General features: G+C 61.0%; 17 protein-coding genes and 1 rRNA gene. 3 read left to right on the top strand and 15 right to left on the bottom strand.

Annotated features, from left to right (window positions below; all coding sequences use genetic code 11):
* Window positions 1-14 precede the first annotated feature (14 nt).
* From qhpG to BK665_RS28445, 7 genes are all read right to left on the bottom strand, one after another.
* Window positions 15-1304: a flavin-dependent monooxygenase QhpG gene (qhpG, locus tag BK665_RS28480; protein WP_123409858.1), complete on the bottom strand. Its 1290-nt coding sequence runs from the start codon at window positions 1302-1304 to the stop codon at window positions 15-17.
* A complete protein-coding gene (qhpE, locus tag BK665_RS28475; RefSeq protein ID WP_123409857.1) occupies window positions 1301-1978 on the bottom strand; it encodes a subtilisin-like serine protease QhpE in 678 nt (225 codons plus the stop codon). Before qhpE ends, qhpG begins: the two co-directional genes overlap by 4 nt.
* A complete protein-coding gene (locus tag BK665_RS28470; protein WP_123409856.1) occupies window positions 1968-3686 on the bottom strand; it encodes an ABC transporter ATP-binding protein in 1719 nt (572 codons plus the stop codon). The genes qhpE and BK665_RS28470 overlap by 11 nt, the downstream gene beginning before the upstream one ends.
* Window positions 3686-5590 carry a sigma-54-dependent Fis family transcriptional regulator gene (locus BK665_RS28465; protein WP_123409855.1) on the bottom strand — a complete coding sequence of 635 codons (1905 nt, stop codon included), beginning with the start codon at window positions 5588-5590 and terminating at the stop codon, window positions 3686-3688. The genes BK665_RS28470 and BK665_RS28465 overlap by 1 nt, the downstream gene beginning before the upstream one ends.
* A 241-nt stretch (window positions 5591-5831) precedes the next feature.
* Window positions 5832-6857, bottom strand: a complete 1026-nt coding sequence (locus BK665_RS28460) for a histone deacetylase family protein (protein ID WP_123409854.1) — start codon at window positions 6855-6857, stop codon at window positions 5832-5834.
* A gap of 155 nt (window positions 6858-7012) precedes the next feature.
* The gene (locus BK665_RS28450) at window positions 7013-8242 is read right to left on the bottom strand and encodes a Zn-dependent hydrolase (protein WP_123409853.1); all 1230 of its coding nucleotides are present in this window, start codon (window positions 8240-8242) and stop codon (window positions 7013-7015) included.
* A 23-nt stretch (window positions 8243-8265) separates the two neighbouring features.
* Window positions 8266-9576: an MFS transporter gene (locus BK665_RS28445; RefSeq protein ID WP_123409852.1), complete on the bottom strand. Its 1311-nt coding sequence runs from the start codon at window positions 9574-9576 to the stop codon at window positions 8266-8268.
* A 163-nt stretch (window positions 9577-9739) separates the two neighbouring features.
* Between BK665_RS28445 and BK665_RS28440 the strand changes: the two genes are divergently transcribed.
* Window positions 9740-10672, top strand: coding sequence for a LysR family transcriptional regulator (locus tag BK665_RS28440; RefSeq protein ID WP_123409851.1), 933 nt, complete (start codon window positions 9740-9742; stop codon window positions 10670-10672).
* On the opposite strand, the gene BK665_RS28435 is transcribed toward BK665_RS28440, so the two are convergent.
* From BK665_RS28435 to BK665_RS28410, 6 genes are all read right to left on the bottom strand, one after another.
* The gene (locus BK665_RS28435; protein ID WP_123409850.1) at window positions 10669-11280 is read right to left on the bottom strand and encodes an RraA family protein; all 612 of its coding nucleotides are present in this window, start codon (window positions 11278-11280) and stop codon (window positions 10669-10671) included. The two genes, BK665_RS28440 and BK665_RS28435, sit on opposite strands and share 4 nt — an antisense overlap.
* Complete coding sequence (locus tag BK665_RS28430; RefSeq protein WP_123409849.1) at window positions 11273-11665, bottom strand: RidA family protein; 393 nt, start codon at window positions 11663-11665, stop codon at window positions 11273-11275. The genes BK665_RS28435 and BK665_RS28430 overlap by 8 nt, the downstream gene beginning before the upstream one ends.
* 18 nt (window positions 11666-11683) lie before the next feature.
* Entirely contained in the window at window positions 11684-13048 is a 1365-nt protein-coding gene (locus BK665_RS28425; protein ID WP_123409848.1) for an MFS transporter, read from the bottom strand.
* A 104-nt stretch (window positions 13049-13152) separates the two neighbouring features.
* Window positions 13153-14082 carry a 2-hydroxyacid dehydrogenase gene (locus tag BK665_RS28420; protein WP_123409847.1) on the bottom strand — a complete coding sequence of 310 codons (930 nt, stop codon included), beginning with the start codon at window positions 14080-14082 and terminating at the stop codon, window positions 13153-13155.
* Entirely contained in the window at window positions 14079-14834 is a 756-nt protein-coding gene (locus BK665_RS28415; RefSeq protein ID WP_123409846.1) for a class II aldolase/adducin family protein, read from the bottom strand. The genes BK665_RS28420 and BK665_RS28415 overlap by 4 nt, the downstream gene beginning before the upstream one ends.
* Complete coding sequence (locus BK665_RS28410) at window positions 14831-16132, bottom strand: MFS transporter (RefSeq protein WP_123409845.1); 1302 nt, start codon at window positions 16130-16132, stop codon at window positions 14831-14833. Before BK665_RS28410 ends, BK665_RS28415 begins: the two co-directional genes overlap by 4 nt.
* A 156-nt stretch (window positions 16133-16288) precedes the next feature.
* On the opposite strand from BK665_RS28410, the gene BK665_RS28405 reads away from it, so the two are divergent.
* The gene (locus BK665_RS28405) at window positions 16289-17248 is read left to right on the top strand and encodes a LysR family transcriptional regulator (RefSeq protein WP_123409844.1); all 960 of its coding nucleotides are present in this window, start codon (window positions 16289-16291) and stop codon (window positions 17246-17248) included.
* Between the two features lie 12 nt (window positions 17249-17260).
* On the opposite strand, the gene mrdA is transcribed toward BK665_RS28405, so the two are convergent.
* On the bottom strand, window positions 17261-19153 hold the full coding sequence (gene mrdA, locus BK665_RS28400) for a penicillin-binding protein 2 (RefSeq protein WP_123409843.1): 1893 nt from the start codon (window positions 19151-19153) through the stop codon (window positions 17261-17263).
* 276 nt (window positions 19154-19429) lie between these two features.
* On the opposite strand from mrdA, the gene BK665_RS28395 reads away from it, so the two are divergent.
* Window positions 19430-20353 (top strand): TIGR03571 family LLM class oxidoreductase, encoded by a 924-nt coding sequence (locus tag BK665_RS28395; RefSeq protein WP_123409842.1) that lies wholly within the window; start codon window positions 19430-19432, stop codon window positions 20351-20353.
* Between the two features lie 154 nt (window positions 20354-20507).
* Here the strand turns inward: BK665_RS28395 and rrf are convergent.
* Window positions 20508-20623: ribosomal RNA gene (gene rrf, locus BK665_RS28390) — 5S ribosomal RNA — on the bottom strand.
* Window positions 20624-20720 lie beyond the last annotated feature (97 nt).

The raw sequence follows: 20720 nt of genomic DNA, 5'->3' as shown, positions 1-20720 counted from the left end.
AAACAACGCAAATATCAGGGCTTGAACCCCTGAGCCAACAACCACCCCCGAACCACCCGCCCCTGCTCCACCGTCAACCCCGCCAACGCCTGCTCGGCAGGCTCATTCCACAACCGCCGCAGCAACGGCGCCATCTCAACCCCCTGCACATGCCAGATTCCCAGCGGCTGATCCGCCGTGATCACCACCTCGGCCTCATCCACAAACCCATCGCGCAATACCGGTGCCCGCTCAATCCGCAATGAAGCAAAATCCGCCTCTGCATGCGCCACTTCAGCATCCGGCCAACACCGCCGCGCCTGCCAGAACGGCTGCTCCCACCACCGCCGTTCATCGGCATAAAAGTCCCGCCCGATCCGGGCAAAGCGCAAAAACAATTGCTCCACCCGTTGCTGGTGAAAGCGCTGTGCCAGCGCCGCTCGCTCGGGTTTACGCAGCAAGGTGTTGATCACCGTCGGCGCCTGTAACGCCGAGGACAGGGACTGGAAAATCCCGTTGCCCGACAACGGATCCACCGCCATCGCCGCATCGCCCACGCGAATCCAGTTCTCGCCGCACACCTGTGGGCACAGGATCGCGGTGCTGCTGCGGGCATGCAGTTGCAGATCGGTTTGCGGCCCATCGCCAAAAAACGCCCGAGCTACTTCCGAGGCGTGGCGTCGCTGACGACAGTAATCAAGCAACCGCGCCTTACCCGGCAACTCAGCGCTGGCCACGTCCACCGTCCATTGCCAATAACACTGACCGTCGGCCCGTCGCGCCATCCAGGCCCAACCGTCCTCAAGACTTTCCACGGCGCTGGCGGTGTCGCCCGGCGTGGCCTGCCAGCGATTGAGCAGGCTGACCGTCTCCGGTCCGCGCAGGCCTTTGCCGAGGGCTGGAGCTGAACGCCCCCGAGCCTCCACCAGGAAATCCGCGAGCAACGCTGCGTGCCCTTCGATCTCGATTCGATGTCCCGCCGCCGAGGACTGCACGATCAACACCCGCCCCTCGATCAACTCGACCCCAGCCCCACGCAGATCCTCGCGCAGGCCTCGATCAAAACTCGGGCGATCCAGTAAAAATTCGATGTTCTGCGCATGCTGCTGGCCGTTCCACGACACCTGCCGTTGCGAAGGCAGCGCCGCATCCGCCAACACCTGATGCAAACCGGCGCCGCGCAAAGCCTCCAGCACGCGCATGGAAACCCCTTCGAGCGCGGCAAAACGGCGCCATTCACTGACCAGCGTCACCGGGTAACCGAGCCGACGCAAACCCAAGGCCACCGCCGCGCCCGCCGGTCCTGCGCCAAGAACGCAAATCACGGCCCGAAACGCCGTTCAGGCCCACGGTAACGGGCGTGATCCCGCAGCCATTCGATGACCTGCTGATTGCTCGCATCGGGATGCGCCACCAGGAAACCGGCGATGTGCCCACTTAAAGCCGCACACCCCAGACTGGCGCCGGATTGCCCCGGATAGGTCCCATGCACACACGCCGCGAAATCTGCCTGGGCGCTGTTGAGCCAGGACCATTCATGCTCGGCGCAACGGGCATCACCGGTCACCCGCACCACCTGCGGATACTTCGCCGGGAACACCCCCTCTCCCTGGGCCGGGCTCGATGCACACAGCAACACCCCCCGCGCCACCGCCAGGCCACAGGCTTCACGCAACAGACTGCGATCCTGGCGCAAGCCAAGACTCAAATTGATCAACCGCACGTCCTGCGCCACCAGCCAGTCAATCGCCGTGGCAATCTGCAAGGCACTGGTCACGCCACGCTGGTCGAACACCTGCGCCACACAAAACACCGCCGCCGGCGCCCGCCGCCCAATCGCTTCGATCACCGCGCTACCGTGACCGAGCGGATCGTCGCGCAAATCCCCTTCCGCCAGCCCATCCTCAAGCAACGAAAACCTGCGCCCCGCGACAACCTGCACCCGCTGCGCCGCCGAGTGTCCGCTGTCCACCACGCCAATTCGCAGTTCAGGCTTCATGCAGCACCGTTTTCGACGTGAGCACGCCGTCGAGCAATTCAAAACGCAGATCAGCATCGGCCAACGTCGATGGGCGATGGCTGATAAGGATACGCGTGCGTCCGGCAAACAAGCGGTCGATGGCTTCGATCACTTCGCGCTCGGTGGCTTCATCCACCGCCGAGGTGGCCTCGTCGAGCACCAGAATCAACGGGTCCTGCAACAAGGCGCGGGCAATGGCGATCCGTTGTTTCTGCCCACCGGACAACTGCTGGCCACGCTCGCCCAAGGGACTGTCGAGGCCTTCGGGCAAAGACGCGATCAGGCTGTCGAGTTGCGCCAGCCGCGCCACTTCGGCAATCGCTTCGCGACTGGCGTCCGGCACCGCGTAGGCCAGGTTGTCGGCGAGGCTGCCGCGAAACAGCACGATGTCCTGACTGACCACCGCAATGCGCCGCCGCAGTTGAAACAGGTCCAGATCCCGCAGGTCCACGTCCCCAAGCAACACCCGACCCGACTGTGGATCGTGATGCCGTTGCAACAGGTCGATCAGGGTCGTTTTGCCGACGCCGGAGCCGCCGCTCAGGGCGACTTTCAAGCCGTAGGGAATGCGCGCATCGATCCCGCTCAAGGTGCTCGGGCGCCCCGGATGGCTGAAATGCACATTGTCGAAACGCAGCTCACCGGAGCTCGGCATCGGCTGCGGCGTGACAGGGGTCAGCACGGTCGGTTCTTCGCCACGCAACTCCATCACCCGGCCGAGGCTGACGGTCATGCGCTGGATCGCGACGTAGAGCCCGAGCAGACTCTGCACCGGCCCCACCGCCATGCCGAGGTAGGTCGAAAACGCGATCAGCGCGCCGAGTTGCCACGTGCCCTGCACCACCCAATAACCGCCGATCAAGAACGCACAAGCGCGGGACAAGGAAGTCAGGGTTCCCGGCACAGCCTGGGTGAAAAACTCGGTGACTTGCAGGCGCAGCAACTGGCTCATGTAGCCCTGGCCCAAGGTCTCCAGCCGTCGCGCTTCGCGCTGTTGCTGACCGGCGGACTGGATGAATTTCATCACCGGCAAGGTTTCGACCATGAACGAGGACATGTCCGCCGAACGCTCGCGCAACTGCCGCACATCGCGCTCGACCTTGCGCCGCATCCAGCGCAGCCACAGCACGTCGAGGGGGATCAGCACCAGCGCCAGCAGCGACAGTTTCCACGACAAGGTCAGCAGCATCGCCACGGAAAAGAACAGGCCGATGACGCTCGATACCGCCGAAAACAACGAGTCCACGGCAAAGCGCTGAATCTCCGCCACGTCGCCATCCAGGCGCGACATCAAGTCGCCAATGCGTCGCTGACCGTAGAAGCTCGGCGATAACGTCTGCAAGTGCCGATAAAGATCATCGCGCAAAGCAAACAGAATCCGCCCCGACAACCGCGTGTGCAGATAACGGTTGATCCCCGACAGCGCGGTGCCGAGCAAACCCGCGACGATCATCAAACCGGCAATCAGCACCAGCACCGGGAAATTGCGCCCCAGCAGGCCATCGTCGATCAGCAGTTTGGTCAGCCACGGTTGCACCAGCACCAGCAGCGAGGCGCAGACCGACAAGCCGAGCAACCCGGCAATCGCCAGCCGATGGGGGCGCACAAAGCTGTATAGCCAGCGCAGTGCCGCTTGCAGGGCTTGCGGGTCGCGGCTGTCGATCAAGCGCACGATCAGGCGCTGCATCACAGGCGCAACTGTTTGAGCTTGCGGTACAGGGTCGCGCGGCTGATCCCCAACGCATCGGCGGCGGCCGAGACGTTGCCCTGATGCGCGTCCAGGGATTGGCGAATCAACTCCAGTTCGTTTTCACGAATGCTGCCGGCCTGGGGGCGTTCGGTGGCCGTCAAGTCGTCGAGCATGCTGTCGGGCAAGTGGTCGAGGGTGAGCACGCTGTCGCCCGGTTCGCGCATCGCCAGCGCCGTCCGCAACACCATCTCCAACTGCCGGATATTGCCCGGCCAGTGATAGCCGCCGAGCAGTTTGCTCAGGTCTTCATGCAGTGTGACCGTCGGCGCGTCGAGTTTGGCCAGCAGACGACCGACCAGACCGCTGAAATCCTCGCGCTCGCGCAGGGCCGGGAGCATCACGCTGATGCCGTTGACCCGGTAGAACAAGTCTTCGCGAAAGTGTTTGTCCTCGACCAGGCGCTTGAGGTCGCGGTGGGTGGCGCAGATCAGGGCGACGTCGATGTCCTGCTCTTCGCCGGCGCCCAATGGTGCGACTTTGCGGTCCTGCAAGACGCGCAATAACCGGGCCTGCAAGGCCAACGGCATGTCGCCGATTTCATCGAGGAACAAGGTGCCGCCATGGGCCTGTTGCAGGCGCCCGACCATGCCCCCACGGCGGGAACCGGTGAACGCGCCTTCGCGGTAGCCGAACAGTTCTGACTCGATCAGGCCTTCGGGAATCGCCGCGCAATTCACTGCGACGAAGGGTTTATCGCAACGGCTGCCGGCCATGTGCAAGGCACGGGCGATGACTTCCTTGCCGGTGCCGGTTTCGCCGAGCAGCAACACCGGTAACTCGTTAGCCAGACCTTGGCGGGCCATGCGCAACGCCCGGGCATAACGGACATTGCTGCCGGCCAGGGATTCAAGATCCGGTTGGGGTTTGGCGGGTTTGGCCACCGGGCGGGTTGTGGTGCCAACGTTGATCGACCGCTGGGGTGCGCGCAGGGTTTTGTAGAAGAATTCGCCCTTGGCGGTTTGCAGACTGCCGACGCCGCCCTGCTGCAAACGCGCCAGCAGTTGCAAGCCATCGACCCCGAGAAACTCTTCGCAGCGATGCCCCACCAGCGCCGAGCGTTCGGCGCGCAGCAACTGACAGGCCTGGGCGCTGACCGCGAGAATTTGTCCGCCGAGGCTCACCGCCAACAGGCCCTGCCACGGGGATTCGAGGTACTGCCGACGGCTGTGGAACGCGAGGACGATCTGGTCCGGGTAACTGGCGTTGAACACCCGGCTCTCGATCTGGCTGACGGCCATGGCCAGCAGCGCGGTGCTGTCGTGGACCCGGCCGAGAGGGCCTTCGCGGGTCAGGTCGAGGACGCCGAGGATATCGCCCTGGGGGCAGTGAATCGGCACCGAAGTGCAGGAAAAATCGCTCAGCCGATCCAGGTAATGTTCGCCGCAATCGATCAGGGTTGGCCGGGCTTCCACCAACGCGGTGCCGAGGGCGTTGGTGCCGCGAGCGGCTTCGCTCCAACAGGCGCCAAGGGTGATGTCTTGCAGGCCGGAGCCCTTGAGACGATCGGCGCGGCCTTCGACGGCGAGGATGGTCGCGTCGGAATTGGCGAGGATGATCAGGCCTTCTTTACCTTGGCGTTCGGCCAAGTAATCGATGGCCGGCATCGCGGCGTCGATCAGCAAGCGGTTGCTCGCCAACAGCACTTCAAGGCTGGCGCTCGATTCCAGGGTCAGCTCGTGCTTGCCGTTGAAATGCACGCCGTGGCTGAGGCTGCGCCGCCATGAGGCGTCGATTTCCGCACGCAATACGCCATCAGGGACTTCGCCTTCGAGGTGAAGCTTTTCCCGGGCCAGCCGGGCTTCCTGATGGGGTTTGGGGTGTGTTGTTTTTATTAGCGTCATCAAGCGCTCCGCAGCGGTCCGCTTTGCGCTTTTTGAGATCAGCGCCGTGGCGTCAATCTTTACGTTAACGTCAGGGCGATGGCAAGTGCCGTAGGGCGTTTGTGTCGCATCTGGGGGACCGCGTTATCGTTCTTCGCGAGCAAGCCCGCTCCCACAGGTGACCGAGTACCCCCATGGGAACGCGGTCAACCTGTGGGAGCGGGCTTGCTCGCGAAGGCAATCTCCCGGACAACTCAAAAACTCAGAGCTGCCAAACCTCCGGCCCAACAAAAAACGCCCGCGCATTATCTTCAAGACTCTCCAGGTGATACCCACCCTCCTGCACAATCAAACACGGCAACCCAAGGCTACGAATCCGCTCGCCCAGCAGCGCAAACCCTTCCCGGGTCACCGCCACTTTGCTCTGCGGGTCCAGCTCGAAAATATCGAAGCCCAGGGACAGCACCAGCACCTCGGCGCCAAAATCTTTCACCGCCGCGAGCGCCACCTCAAGTTGCCCGAGGAAATCCGCTTCACTGGCGCCGTGGGCCATCGGCAGATTGAGGTTGAACCCCTCCCCCGCGCCAACGCCGCGCTCATCGGAAAACCCGGCCACGCCCGGATAGAAATTGGTCGGATCGCCATGCACCGAGACGTACAGCACGTCGTCACGGTCGTAGAAAATCTCTTGAATGCCTTGGCCGTGATGCATGTCGGTATCCAGCACCGCCACCCGCTCAAACCCTGCGCGCAAGACCTGCGCCGCCACTGCTGCGTTGTTGAGGTAGCAGAAACCACCGGCCGCCTCGGCCCGAGCATGGTGACCTGGCGGACGGCACAAGGCATACGCCGCCGACTCGCCATCGAGCAACGCCTGAGCCCCGGCAATTGCGCTTTGCGCCGACCAATAGGCCGAGCGCCAGGTCTGCTCGCCCACCGGGCAACTGCCATCGGCCAGATAACGAGCGGCTTGGGCGAGAATCCCGCGCAGGGCATTGGGCTCGCGGACGAAGATGTTCGACATGACTTCATCGCCCCAGTCTTCGGGGATTTCCTTCCAGCGTTGATGGGCTTCCTGGAGGAACGTCAGGTATGGCGCACCGTGGACCGCCAGTAATGGCGCAAGTCCGGCGTCAGCGGGTTGCTCGACGTTGAAGCCCAGGGAATGCGAGGCCTGTACCAGCCGTTGCGCACGCTCCGGGACTTCCTGCGGCGTGCGCATCTGCCCGCGGGAGTAGTAGCTGCGTGGGTGATGGAGCAATTGTTCGGGGTGGAAAAAACTGCGCATGGGGTGAATTCCTGTCAGTTAGTCATGGATCTTGAAACAGAATGCGTTCAACTGTGGGAGCGGGCTTGCTCGCGAAGAGGGAGTGTCAGTCGACATCATTGTTGAATGACACACCGCATTCGCGAGCAAGCCCGCTCCCACATTAGGGATTGGGTCTATTCAGTTTTTAAGGCGCGGGCCAGTACGGCGTTGAGCAGCACGTCAGTGCCCTGGCGCACATCCTCAGGCAGCACATCCTCGGCTTCGTTATGGCTCAAACCACCGACACACGGGATAAACACCATCGCCGTCGGGCAGTACCGCGCCAAGTGAATCGCGTCATGCCCGGCGCCACTGACAATCGATTGCTGAGCGTAGCCCAGGGCATCCACCGCATGCTGCACCGCTGCCACGCACTCGGCGTCGAACGGTGTCGCCGGGCTGATCCAGTGCGGGGTGATCGTCAGGTTCAACCTGCGACCGTCGGCAATCGCCTGCAGTCGTGCGCGCACTTGCTGTTCCATCGCCTCGATGGCTTCGTCGCGGTGATGGCGCAGATCAACCGTGAAATTCACCAACCCCGGAATGGTGTTGCGCGAAGATTTGTTAATGCTCAACTCGCCCACCGTGGTCAGGCCTTCGGGGGCGAAATCGGCAGCCAGAACCTCGATGGCCTGGATCATCCGCGCCACGCCGTACAGGGCGTCCTTGCGCAATGGCATCGGCGTAGTACCGGCGTGAGCCGCCATGCCTTCAACCCGCACGTCGAGCCAGCGAATCGCCTGGCCGCCCGTGACCACGCCAATGCTCTTGGCGTTGTCTTCAAGGATCGGCCCTTGCTCGATATGCGCTTCAAAGTAGGCATCCACCGCACCGCCCAACGGACGCTCGCCGGCATAACCGGTGCGTTGCAGGGCTTCGGCAACGCTGATGCCGTCGATGTCACGCACCGCCAGCGCCGCGTCCAGTTGCATGATGCCGGTGAACACCGCCGAGCCGAACATCGCCGGGGTGAAGCGCGCACCTTCTTCGTTGGTCCACACCGCCACTTCCAGCGGTTTGCGGGTCTGAATGCCGAGGTCATTAAGGCAGCGAACCACTTCCAGGCCGGCAAGCACGCCGTAGACGCCATCGAAGCGGCCACCTTCAGGCTGGGTGTCGAGGTGGCTGCCCATCATCACCGGCGCAGCATCCGGGTCGGTGCCTTCGCGGCGGGCGAACAGGTTGCCGATGGCGTCCACGCTCAGGGTCATCCCGGCTTCGCGACACCAGTGGGCGAAGAGTTCGCGGCCGGCCTTGTCTTCATCGCTCAAGGCCAACCGGCAACTGCCACCCCGGGGCGTGGCGCCGATTTCGGCCATGGCCATCAGGCTCGCCCACAGGCGTTCACCATTAATCTTCAACATAAATAACTCCTCGAAAATCGGGATTAAGCGTTGGCCAATTCGATACGTTCAGCACTGGCATGGCGGCGAGCAAGGGACAAGACGCAGATCAGCGAAGTGGCGGCGATCAGGCTGTAGAACACCGCCAGCGGCCACCATTGGCCGGCGAATTTATGCGCCAGCATCGTGCCGATCAGCGGCGTCAGGCCACCGGCCAGCGCACCGCAAATCTGATAAGCCAGGGAGATCGCGGTGTAGCGCACGCGGGTCTCGAACATGCCGCTGACGTAACCGGCGATCACCGCGTAGAACGAGGCCATGCACACCACCGCCAGGGCGATGCCGAGGATGATCAGCGACGGCTGGGCCGAGCTGACCAGCACAAACATCGGATACGGAGAGGCCATCGCCAACAGTGACATCAGGCAGAGGAAACGCGTCGCCCCGATTTTCTCCGCGACCCACGCCGCCAATGGCTGAATGCAGAACTGAATAATCGCCACCACAAACAGGCACTCGAGGATCAGTGAGCGCGGCAACTCCAGTTGCTGGGTGGTGTAGGCGATCATGAAAGTGTTGGTGAAATACACCCCGGCGATCCCGAGGGTGTTGGCGCCGATACACAGCAGCAGCGGACGCCACGCAGTACGCAGCACTTCCATCACCGGCGCCTGCTCCTTGCGTGTGCTTTTGCTGGCCAGTTCGCGGCTGGCGAGGAATTCCGGCGATTCATTCACACCGAGTCGAATCGCCAAACCCACCAGCAACAACAGCGAACTGGCGAGGAACGGCAGGCGCCAGCCCCAACTCATCAAGTCTTCTTCCGGCAAGCGAGTGACTGCACTGAAAGCCAGCAACGACAGGATCAAACCCGCCGGGCTGCCCAGTTGTGCAAAGGAAGCGAAGAAGTTGCGACGGCCCTTGGGCGCATGCTCGCCGGCCATCAACACCGCCCCGCCCCACTCGCCGCCGACGGCAATGCCCTGGACGATGCGCAACAGGATCAACAGCACTGGCGCCGCAACGCCGATTTGCGCGTAGGTCGGCAGCAAACCGATGCACACCGTGACCACACCCATCATCAACAAGGTGATGATCAGCGACTTCTTGCGCCCGATACGGTCGCCGATATGGCCAAAGATAATCCCGCCCAACGGTCGCGCGAAGAAACCCACGGCGAAGGTGCCGAACGCGGCCATGGTGCTGAACAGTTTGTCGTCGGAGGGGAAGAACAGCGCACCGAACACCAGGGCGGCGGCGGTGGCGTAGATGTAAAAGTCATACCACTCGATCATGGTGCCGATGAAGGCTGCGGCTGCCGCACGGCGCGGTTGGGACGAAGCTTGAGGCGTCATGGGTCGGGCTCCTTTGATTGTTTTTTTGGCAGGAGGAAATCGGATGCATCAAGGCACTCTGGCGGCGCCTGTCTTGGAGTTGATTTATCGTCTCGGGGCTATGATTAGTCAATTTTCTATTTATTATGCGGACTATTACGCCAGCTTATAATCGAGGGTCACCATGGCCGAACGCGAATTGCAACGCCTGCTCAATGACCGCCTCGACTGGAACCTGCTGCGCACCTTTCGGGTCATCGGCCAGGAACTGAGCATCAGCCGCGCCGCCGCACGCCTGCACCTCACGCAACCGGCGGTGAGCCAGGCGTTGAAGCGGCTGGAAGAACAACTGGGCCGACAATTGATCGCCCGGCGCGGACCGCGATTTGCCCTGACCGAGGTCGGCGAGCAGATCTTCGAACTGGCCGGTGAAATCTATGGGCAGATGTCGCAAGTCAGCAGCGTGCTGGAGCAACCGGCCGACGAAGTGATCGGCAAGGTGCGGTTGCTGATCATCAGTCGGATCTTCTCTGAGCGTTTCGATGACTTCCTCGCCGACTTTCACCGTCAGCACCCACGGGTGGATCTGGAAGTGGACGTGATGCGCAGTTCCGACATCGTCAGCGCCTTGCAGGAGAAAACCGCGACCCTCGGTTTGAGTCTCAATCGCCGGCCACAACCGCGTCTGGAACAGCGGCTGTTCCTGCGGCAGCGCTATGCGTTTTTCTGCGGCAAGCACCATGCATTATTCGGCCAGCAGAACGTCGCTGAGGGGGATTTGCAGCGGGAGAATTTCGTCAGTTTCACCAGCGATCAGATTGGCGGCATGCTGTCGCCGCTGACGATTTTTCGTGATCAGCAGGGTTTCAGCGGACGCATTGTGGCGTCGTCGCCGAGCCTCGAAGAAGTCCGGCGACTGGTGATCGCCGGGTTCGGCATCGGCTGTCTGCCCGAGCATGTGGTGGCGGCGGACGTCGACGTCGGATTGCTCTGGCGCCTGCCGCCCCACGAAGGGATTGCCGATGTGGACATTCATTTGTTGTGGAACCGCGAGCAGCGCATGAGTCGTGCGGAGACGTTGTTTATCGAGAGCTTGCAGGCGTGTTTGACGGCTTAAGTTTTTAAAACCTGTGCAACCGGTTCGCCAGATTTTAACCGTTCCAGCAAACGCGGCTCGGCGTGATCGGAAGCCAGGGCTTGATCGATGACCGTCGCAGCGGTTAGCCAGTCGAGAAACAGCACGCCGTTGTCGTCTGCCAACACCAAATCCCCGGGATTTACCGTGACGCCAGCACAGTGGATCGGCTGATTGATCTGGCTATCGCCGCGCCCATGCAGCTTGGTGGTCAGCAGGCTGGTGCCGCGAGCGAACACCGGTAGACCCGCCTCACGCAGTTCCAGCAGATCAGTCACCGCCCCGTCCACCACAATCCCCACAACCCCGGCGCATCTCGCGGCGCAACTGGTCACCGCGCCGACCGGGGCGTGCCGGTGATCGCCTCCGGTGTCGATCACCAGCACATCACCGGGTTTGATCAGCGCCAACGCCTGGTTGACCGCGATGGCATCGGCACCGACCAGTTTCAGGGTCAGTGCGCGACCGACCACTTTCACATTGGGCACCATCGCCCGCAGTTGCGAATCGGCGAAGCCCTCCTCCAGGAAATGCCCGAGGGTTGGAAAGCTCACTGCTTTGAGCTGCTCGATCAGTTTCGACTCATCCATTGTGCAACTCCTTCGTTATCAACTCGGCGACACACTCGATTTCCAGCGACACACCCCACAACGTCACGCACACCGTGGTGCGTGCCGGCGGCGCATGGCCGAGGAGTTCGCGATACACGGCGTTGAACGGTTCCAGTTGCGCCGGATCGGTGAGGTAGGCGTTGACCTTGATCACATGGCTGAAATCGGAGCCGGCTTCAATCAGGATCGCCTCCAGGTTGCGCAAGGTTTGTCGCACTTGTTCGGGGAATTCGGCGGGTTGATCGTCGAGCCCACTCTGAGCCGGAATCTGCCCGGCGGTGAATACCAGATGACCGCTGACCACCGCTTGGGAGTAAGGCCCGACCGGGCCGATGAAACCCGGGGCGGATTGGATTCTGCGCATGCTTTGGAACTCCTGGGTTTAGGCCGCAGCCGATTTGAAGGGTTTGTGTTGCGGGTCGGCCGGAGCCTCGACTGGGACTTCGCTGATGTCGCGCTTGAAGGTCTCGGTCAGTAGCAACAATGCCAGCAATGAAATCGCTGCCGCGCCGATCATGTACCAGGCCACCGAAGACCCTTTGCCAGTCGCCGCCAATAAAGCGGTGGTGACAATCGGCGTCGCCGCGCTGCCGAGCAAACCGGACAACATGTAGCTGATCGACAACCCCGAATAGCGCACCCGCGTGCCGAACAATTCGGCGAGGAACGTCGCAATCGGTCCGTAGTTGGCGGCGAACGCGGTCATCAACATCAGGTAACCGAAGATCACCAACGGCAGCTCTTTGGTGTCCATCAACCAGAACATCGGGAACGCCACCAGGGCTTCAGCAACGATGCCGGCGACGATGATCGGCTTGCGACCGTAGCGGTCCGACAGCGCGCCGAACACCGGCAACATCACGATGCACCAGGCGCAGGACAGCAACACCACGCCGAGCATCGTGCTGCGACTGAAGCCGAGATTCTGCGTGCCGTAGGTCAGGCCGAACGCGACGATGATGTTGAATGACGCACCGGTCGACATCGTCGCGATGCCGCCGAGCACCACTTGCTTCCAGTACTTGCGAAACACTTCGGCCAGGGGCATTTTCACCTGCACTTCGGCCTCCTTGACCTTGTTGAAAGCCGGGGTTTCGGCGATGTTCAAGCGGATGTACAAACCCACGGCGATCAGCAAAATGCTGGCGAGAAATGGAATGCGCCAGCCCCAGGCCAACAGGTCTTCCGGGGACAGGTAGGCCGCGATCAACAGGAAGGCCAGGTTGGCGATCATGGTTCCGGCCGGGACGCCGATTTGCACCCACGAACCGTACAAGCCGCGCTTGTTGGCCGGTGCATGTTCTACCGCCATCAACACCGCCCCGCCCCACTCGCCACCCAGCGCCAAACCTTGAATCACCCTGAGCAATAACAGCAGGATCGGCGCCCAGATGCCGATAGCCGCGTAGTTGGGCAACAAACCGATGGCGAACGTGGCGGCGCCCATGGTCAGCAGGGAAATCAGCAACATCGACTTGCGTCCCAGTTTGTCACCGAAGTGCCCGAACAACGCTGCGCCGACGATCCGCGCCAGGTACGCCGAAGCGAACGTGCCGAAGGCCAGTAACGTGCCGATCAACGGCACAAAATCCGGGAAGAACACTTTGTTGAACACCAGCGCCGACGCCGTAGCGAAAACAAACAGGTCGTACCATTCAACGGTGGTGCCGATGACACTGGCCACAGCAACTTTTTTCATACTGATCGGCGGGTCGCCGGACTTTTCTGCGGACGATAGATCGCTCATCACTGACTCCAGGAATTTGATTAATTGTTTTTTACTGGCAGTAAATCGTTTGAGAGTGAGGGATTGTTGTTATGCCTCGCCCAACTTAGTGGGCGAGTTTGTTGTTAGTAACCGAGTGTTCGGTCGGCGCAATTCAAAAGCGGTTCATCGGCGCTTAAACGGCGAAAGTTCTCTGCTATTTGTTCGGCAATACAATCGTGGGAAGCTGCCGAGGCCATGTGTGGCGTGATCGTGACGCCGGGCATGCTCCAGAGTCGATGATCAGCGGGCAACGGTTCCTGTTCGAAAACATCCAGCAAAGCGCCGCGCAGTTTCCCTCGTTTCAGGGCGTGTTCGAGGTCATCGATATTCAGATGGCCGCCGCGTCCGCAATTGATTAGCGCGGCGCCATTGGCCAGGTGTTCGAAGGTTGCATTGCCAAGAATGCCGCGAGTTTCGCTAGTCAATGGCAGTAGGTTGATTAGCAGTTCCAAGCCATCGAGGAATGGGTTCAGTTGCTCCGCACCGGCGAAGGTCTGGACACCGCTCAGATCCTTGCCACGACGTGCCCAACCACGAACGTCGTAACCCGCGCTGGCCAGATCCTCGGCAATCGCGCTGCCCAGCGAACCAAGCCCCATCACCCCGACCTTGAATTGCCCCGCCGCCCGTTGCAGCGGGCGTTCCCAGTGTTGCTGCCGCTGTTGCTCCAGTATTTGGTCGAAGCCCCGGTGATAGTGAATCACCGCCCAGCGCACGTACTCGGTCATGCCCTGGCGGTGGCCGGGATCGACCACCCGGCACACCGGCAAATCCGGGCACGACGAGTCGTGCTCCAAGTGATCAATACCGGCGGCGACCGAGTGAATCACTTGCAGGTTCGGCAATGCCGCGAGACTGCCGGGCAAGGGAAACCAGCACGCGGCGATCTGCGCATTCTTGGCCAGCGGATCATCGGCCAGCACCGTGGTGAGTTGCGGCGCGCTGCGGGCGAACGCGGCTTGCAGTTGCTTGAGTAACAGGCTGTCGCGGGACAGCAGGACGACGGTGTTCATGAAAGGTAGGACTCGCGCTGGGATTCGATCAGGGTCAAGGCGGCCTCCCAGGCCAGGTCGATGATGTTGTCCTGTTCATCACGGTCAAACTGTTCGGCGGTGTGGGCGCAGACTTCCGGCGACGGGTAATGCAACGCCGAACCACCGGCCAGCGCCGCCACTTGCGCCTGACAGGCACGCTCCAGGAAGTGGATTTCCTGGAACGCCTGGGCCACACCGGAGCCGCCGACCAGCAAGCCGTGATTGCGCAGAATCATCGCCCGGTGCGGTCCAAGATCGGCAATCAAACGCTCGCGCTCATCCAGCGACAACGCGATGCCTTCGTAGGTGTGATAAGCCAATTTTCCGTAGAACTTCAGCGCATGCTGAGTGATCGGCAGCAAGCCTTGTTTCTGCGCCGCGACGGCCATGCCAGCGGCGGTGTGCGTGTGGATTACGCAGTTCAGGTCCGGACGCGCCATGTGGATCGCCGAGTGAATGACAAATCCTGCGGCGTTGACCCGGTGACCGGCGTATTCGGGATCGACGATGCGTCCGTCCTGATCGATGCGCACCAGGTCCGAGGCGCGCATGCGGTCGAAAATCACCCCGTAGCGGTTGATCAGGAAATGATGCTCCGGTCCCGGAATGCGCAGGGTGATGTGGGTGTCGATCAGGTCGGTCATGCGAAAGTGCGCGACCAAGCGATACAGCGCCGCCAGTTCGCAACGGGCTTGCCATTCAATCGGGTCGATGTGTGCGGGTTTACTCACGAATACACCTCTTTAGCAGCGTGGGTGACGACCGGGTTGGCGCGCAGGCGGGCCAGGCCGCAAACACCGATCAGGGACAGGGCCGAGAGCAAGGTGAAGAACACCGCCAGCGGCCACCATTGCCCGGAAAACTTGCTGGCCAGCAGCGTGCCGATCAGCGGCGTGGTGCCGCCGGCCAGGGCGCAGCTCAACTGGTAAGCGATGGAAATGCCCGAGTAGCGCAGGTGCACCGGGAACGCTTGGGTCATGTACCCGGCAATCACCGCGTACAGCGCCGAGAGGATCACCACCGCCAAGGCGATGCCGAGGGTCATCAACACGATATTTTGCGTGCCGACCAGCAGGAACATCGGGTACGGCGTGACCATGCACAACAGCGCGACGAGTTTGAGGAAGCGACCTTCACCGATGCGCTCGGCGAGCAATGCGGAGAGTGGTTGCGAGAGCAATTGAATGACCGTCACCAGGAACAGGCAATCGAGAATGGTCGAGCGCGGGATGCCCTGGTATTGGGTGACGTAGGTGATCATGAAGGTGTTGGTGAAGAAGAACCCGGCGGAACCGATGGTCACGGCCGCAGCGGCGAACAGGATCTGCCGCCAGCAGGTACGGATCACGTCCTTCACCGGGTATTGGGCCGTTTCGTTGTTGTCCCTGGCCTTGGCGAATTCCGGTGATTCGTGGACCCCGGAACGGATCATCAAGCCAACCATCATCAGCACACCGCTGGCGAGGAACGGCAGACGCCAGCCCCAAGCCAGGAAGTCCGCGGGCTCAAGGGATGTCACCAAACGAAAAGCGATCAACGCCAGCAGCAAACCCGCCGGGCTGCCGAGTTGGGCGAACGAAGCGTAGAAAGTTTTGCGCTTGGCCGGTGCGTGCTCACTGGCCATCAGCACTGCCCCGCCCCACTCGCCGCCGACGGAAATACCCTGGATCAAACGCAGCACGATCAGACCGACCGGCGCCCAAATGCCAACGCTGGCGTAGCTGGGCAGCAAACCGATACCGGCGGTGGCCAGGCCCATCAGCGCCATGGTCACCAGCAGCATTTTCTTGCGACCGAGGCGATCACCCAAGTGACCGAAGACCATGCCGGCCATGGGGCGGGCAATGAAGCCGACGGCGAAACTGCCGAACGCGGCCAAGGTGCTCATCACCGGGTCACTGCTGGGAAAGAACACTTGCCCGAGCACCAGCGCCGCCGCAGTGGCGTAGATGTAGAAGTCGTAGAACTCGATGGTCGTGCCAATGAAGGCAGCGGCCGCGGCGCGTCGCGGTTGAGGGGTGGTGTGCATGCAAGGACCCTGTGTATTTATAGTTTTGGGCAGGTACTGAAGGCTGGATACGGTTGCACTCTGTGGCGCTTGTGGGCTTTATCGCTTCCATGCCAGGATTAGTCAATTTTCAAATTCTTATCTTTACTATTAGCTGTGCTACTACATGGATCATTTATGTCCTCCACTTCGAACCCGTGGGTCGGTCGTCGATTTCTCAATGACCGCCTCGATTGGAACCTGCTTCGCACTTATCTGGTGATTGGCCAGGAAGGCAGCATGAGCCGCGCTGCCGCGCGTTTGCACATCACCCAGTCGGCGGTGAGCCAGGCGCTGAAACGTCTGGAAGAACAATTGGAATGTGTGCTGATTGCCCGCAGCGGCCGACGCTTTGATCTGACGGAAACCGGGGAAGAAGTCCTGCGCATTGCGGCGGATATCTACGGCGATATTTCCCGTTTGGGCACGGTGGTGGAAAGTCGGCATGACGATGTGGTGGGCAAGATCCGCATTCTCACCGTCAGTGGCGTGCAGGCGCGGCACTACGATGAATTCCTTGCGGACTTCCATGAAACCCACCCGAAAATCGAACTGGAAGTCGAGGTGATGGGCAGCTCGAACATCATCAGTTCATTGCTGCAAAAGACCGCGACCATTGGCGTCGGCCTGTGCCGATTACCGCAGCCACGGCTGGAACAGCGGGTGCTGTTTCGCGAGCGCTATGCGTACTTCTGCGGCCAGCGTCATCGGTTGTTCGGTCAGGAAAACCTGACCCTGGAGCAACTGGCGGCGGAGAACTTCGTCAGCTTTACCAGCGATCAACTGGGCGGCAATCTTTCACCGTTGACGCTGTTTCGCGATGAACAGGGCTTTACCGGCAAGATCGTCGCGTCCTCCACCAGTTTCGAAGAGATTTACCGCTTGATCTGCGCAGGGTTTGGAATTGGGTGTTTACCGGTGCACTTGGTGCGGCGGGATGTCGAGCAAGGTTTGCTCTGGCGTTTGCCGCCGGAAGACGGCGTGGTGGATTTCGATATCCAACTGCTGTGGAATCGCGAGCAGAAGATGACTCAAGCGGAAACGGTGTTCCTGGAGAGCTTCCAGCACATGCTCAGCATCCGTGAGCCTGTGCTGTGAAGCCCCGACCACTTAGACGTGAGGATCGCCCGGCGCTTTGGCGGGCGTGGCGTACTGCGGCTTGAGATGGCCGTCCTGGTCGAGTAGCCAGGCGTCCATGATCTGCCGCACCACTGGACCGGCCACCCGACCACCGGCTTCGCCGTTTTCGATCATCACCGAGATCACAATCTTCGGATGTTCGGCCGGGGCGAAACCGACGAACAAGGCGTTGTCGCGGTTACGTTCCAGGGTTTTCGCCCGGTTGTAACGCTCGCCCTGCTTGATCGCCACCACCTGCGCCGTACCACTCTTGCCGGCGATGCGGTACTGGGCGCCCACCGCTGCGGCGCGGGCAATGCCGCGGGCATCGTGCATCACCATTTGCATGCCGTGGTTGACCTGCTCCCAATCACGCGGATCTTTGAGCAGGATGTTCGGCATCGGGTTCTCGTCCACCGGCGCAACGCCATCGACGGTCTTGGCCAGGTGCGGTCGGTTCCACACGCCTTTGTTGGCAATCAGCGCCGTGGCCTGGGCCAGTTGCAGCGGCGTGACCTGCATGTAGCCCTGGCCAATGCCCAGGATCACGGTTTCACCGGGGAACCATGGCTGACGGCGTGTCGCACGTTTCCAGGCCTGGGACGGCATCAGACCGGGGGATTCTTCGAACATGTCCAGGGAGACTTTCTCGCCGAGGCCGAACATGGCCATGTAGTCATGCAGGCGGTCGATGCCGAGCTTGTGCGCCAGGTCGTAGAAGTAGGTGTCGTTGGAACGCATAATCGCTGCGTCCATGTCCACCCAGCCGTCGCCGCTGTGGTTCCAGTTGCGGTATTTGTGATCGAAGTCCGGTAGTTGGTAATAGCCGGGATCGAAGACGCGGGTCTGCGGGGTGACCACGCCGGCGTCGAGGCCGGCGATGGCCACTTCCGGCTTGATGGTCGAGCCCGGCGCATAGAGGCCGCGCAGGACGCGGTTGAACAGCGGCCGGTCGATGGAGTCATGCAGCGCCGCGTATTCCTTGAAGCTGATACCAGTCACGAACATGTTCGGATCGAAGCTTGGCTTGCTGACCATGGCCAGCACTTCGCCGGTCGATGGATCGAGGGCGACCACAGAACCACGGCGATCCCCCAAGGCATCCTCGGCGGCTTCCTGAAGGTGCACGTCGAGGCTCAGAACGATGTTTTTGCCGGGGGTCGGATCGGTGTGCTTAAGCACCCGCAGCACGCGGCCCTGGGCGTTGGTCTCGACTTCTTCGTAACCGACGTGGCCGTGCAACTCGGATTCGTAGAATTTCTCGATGCCGGTCTTGCCGATGGACTGGGTGCCACGGTATTCCACACCGTCCAGGGCCTTGGATTCTTTCTCGTTGATACGACCGACGTAACCGATCGAGTGGGCAAAGTGCGCGCCCATCGGGTAGTGGCGGACGAATTGCGGCTCAACATCCAGCCCCGGCAGACGGAACTCGTTGACCGCAAGCACGGCGATCTGCTCTTCGGTGAGTTCGTAGAACAAGGTCACTGGAACGAACGGATGCCGTGCCTGTTTCATGGCCTTGTCAAACAACGTGCGGTCTTCGGCGGGCAGATGCAGGAGGTTGATCACCTCATCCAGTTCTTCTTTGACATCCGTGGCGCGTTCGCGGGTGATGGTCAGGTTGAAGCTGGGGCGGTTATCCGCCAGAACCACGCCATTGCGGTCATAGATCAGTCCTCGGGTCGGGGTGATCGGCAAAACGTGGACGCGGTTGTTTTCGGAAATGGTCGAGTGGTAATCGAATTCGACCACTTGCAGCACGTACATGCGCACGACCAGGGCGCAGGTGATGGCGACCACAAACAAGGCGCAGGCCATCAGTCTTTTATTGACCAGGCGCGTCTCTTTTTCGTGATCCTTGATCGGTATTGGTTCGGGCATTTCTGCAGCAGCTCTTTGACTATGAAGGGGGGCCGATCCTCAGCGTTGTAATCAGTCCATTAAAAAACGAGCTGCACCATACCAAAAATGACGCCAGCACTTTAGCGCGATTTCCTCAAACGGTTGTCCTTGAGGGCCAAAACGACGGTCGGGTGTGTGTGGTTTTTTGGTGAACTCGTGCGTTTTACTCAAGATTGATATTCCCATTCATGCATTTTTCTTGTGGTTGGGCCTGTAGATACTGAGTGCATGTGATTCCCTTTTTTGGAGCTTTCCATGCACTCACGATTTCAACGATTACTGGGCTCGACCGGGTTTTCCATTGGCCTGGAACTGCCGCTGGATAACGATTGGTCCACGGCTGGGCAACGGCTTCGGGCGGTCGAGGACAGGCCTTTCGGTGTTCCCGATCTGAAGCAACATGCCGCGATGGCACGCTTGGCTGACAAGGCTGGGTTTGCGGCGCTTTGGGTGCGCGACGTACCGGTCTATGACCCCAATTTCGGCGATGCAGCGCAGGTATTCGAAGCCTTTTCGTATTTGGGTTATCTGGCGGGGATTACTGACAACATCATGTTGGGGACGGCAGCGGTGGTGTTGCCGTTACGTCAGCCGTGGTTGACGCTCAAGGCTGCCAATAGCGTTGATGAGCTGAGTGACGGGCGGTTACTCCTTGGGGTCGCCAGTGGTGACCGTCCGATGGAATATCCGTTGTTTGGGGTCGACTACGGGCAGCGTGGCGAGATCTTTCGCGACACGGTCGAGTTGTTGCGTAGCCAGGGTGAAGGTCGCTTGCCGGAAGGCGCTCGCCTGCTACCGGAGCGTGATCAGCCGGTGCCGTTGCTGGTGGCGGGACTGGGGCAGCAGTCTCCGGCCTGGATTGGCCAGCATATGGACGGTTGGCTCGCCTACCCTGGCACTCCGGATGAGCATCGTCGTCGAGTGGGGCTGTGGCGTGAGGTCGGCGGCGATAAGCCTTATATCAGCTTTGTTCATCTGGATCTGGAAGCAAATCCTTATGCGCCAATGCGGCGCGTGCGTTTTGGCGGCAGTTGCGGGCGACTGGCGTTGATTGATGAACTACAGGCTTTGCGTGACGCAGGGGTGCAGCATGTTGGATTGCATATGCGTCGTAGTGAACGGCCAGTGGCGGAGGTGATTGAAGAGATTGCTGAACACATTCTTCCGAAGTTTCAGTGAGGGTGCGGCTGGGGAAACCCTGATCACGCTTAGTAGTCAGGAACGAAAAAGCCCCACCAGAGATTCCTGTGTGGGGCTTTTTAATGCAGCGTACTTTCTCGCAGGCAAAACAAAACCCCTACCTGCATACGCAGATAGGGGTTTCGGAATTTAATCTTGACGATGACCTACTCTCACATGGGGAAACCCCACACTACCATCGGCGATGCATCGTTTCACTGCTGAGTTCGGGATGGGATCAGGTGGTTCCAATGCTCTATGGTCGTCAAGAAATTCGGTAGCCGGCTCGTTTTCCTTGCGGATCACGCTCCAGCGAATGGGTATGTGACAGCTTTGTGTGTTTTTTTGCTGCGAACTTTCGGTTCAT

This window comes from Pseudomonas frederiksbergensis, assembly GCF_003732665.1.
Lineage (GTDB): Bacteria > Pseudomonadota > Gammaproteobacteria > Pseudomonadales > Pseudomonadaceae > Aquipseudomonas > Aquipseudomonas frederiksbergensis_G.
Note: the sequence above shows the minus strand (reverse complement) of the source record. Positions and strands in the feature narration are given on the sequence as shown.

Coding starts and splice junctions, on each gene's coding strand:
- qhpE (WP_123409857.1), bottom strand. CDS start 1,978: ATGAAGCCTGAACTGCGAATTGGCGTGGTGGACAGCGGACACTCGGCG.
- BK665_RS28470 (WP_123409856.1), bottom strand. CDS start 3,686: ATGCAGCGCCTGATCGTGCGCTTGATCGACAGCCGCGACCCGCAAGCC.
- BK665_RS28465 (WP_123409855.1), bottom strand. CDS start 5,590: ATGACGCTAATAAAAACAACACACCCCAAACCCCATCAGGAAGCCCGG.
- BK665_RS28460 (WP_123409854.1), bottom strand. CDS start 6,857: ATGCGCAGTTTTTTCCACCCCGAACAATTGCTCCATCACCCACGCAGC.
- BK665_RS28450 (WP_123409853.1), bottom strand. CDS start 8,242: ATGTTGAAGATTAATGGTGAACGCCTGTGGGCGAGCCTGATGGCCATG.
- BK665_RS28445 (WP_123409852.1), bottom strand. CDS start 9,576: ATGACGCCTCAAGCTTCGTCCCAACCGCGCCGTGCGGCAGCCGCAGCC.
- BK665_RS28440 (WP_123409851.1), top strand. CDS start 9,740: ATGGCCGAACGCGAATTGCAACGCCTGCTCAATGACCGCCTCGACTGG.
- BK665_RS28435 (WP_123409850.1), bottom strand. CDS start 11,280: ATGGATGAGTCGAAACTGATCGAGCAGCTCAAAGCAGTGAGCTTTCCA.
- BK665_RS28430 (WP_123409849.1), bottom strand. CDS start 11,665: ATGCGCAGAATCCAATCCGCCCCGGGTTTCATCGGCCCGGTCGGGCCT.
- BK665_RS28425 (WP_123409848.1), bottom strand. CDS start 13,048: ATGAGCGATCTATCGTCCGCAGAAAAGTCCGGCGACCCGCCGATCAGT.
- BK665_RS28420 (WP_123409847.1), bottom strand. CDS start 14,082: ATGAACACCGTCGTCCTGCTGTCCCGCGACAGCCTGTTACTCAAGCAA.
- BK665_RS28410 (WP_123409845.1), bottom strand. CDS start 16,132: ATGCACACCACCCCTCAACCGCGACGCGCCGCGGCCGCTGCCTTCATT.
- BK665_RS28405 (WP_123409844.1), top strand. CDS start 16,289: ATGTCCTCCACTTCGAACCCGTGGGTCGGTCGTCGATTTCTCAATGAC.
- mrdA (WP_123409843.1), bottom strand. CDS start 19,153: ATGCCCGAACCAATACCGATCAAGGATCACGAAAAAGAGACGCGCCTG.
- BK665_RS28395 (WP_123409842.1), top strand. CDS start 19,430: ATGCACTCACGATTTCAACGATTACTGGGCTCGACCGGGTTTTCCATT.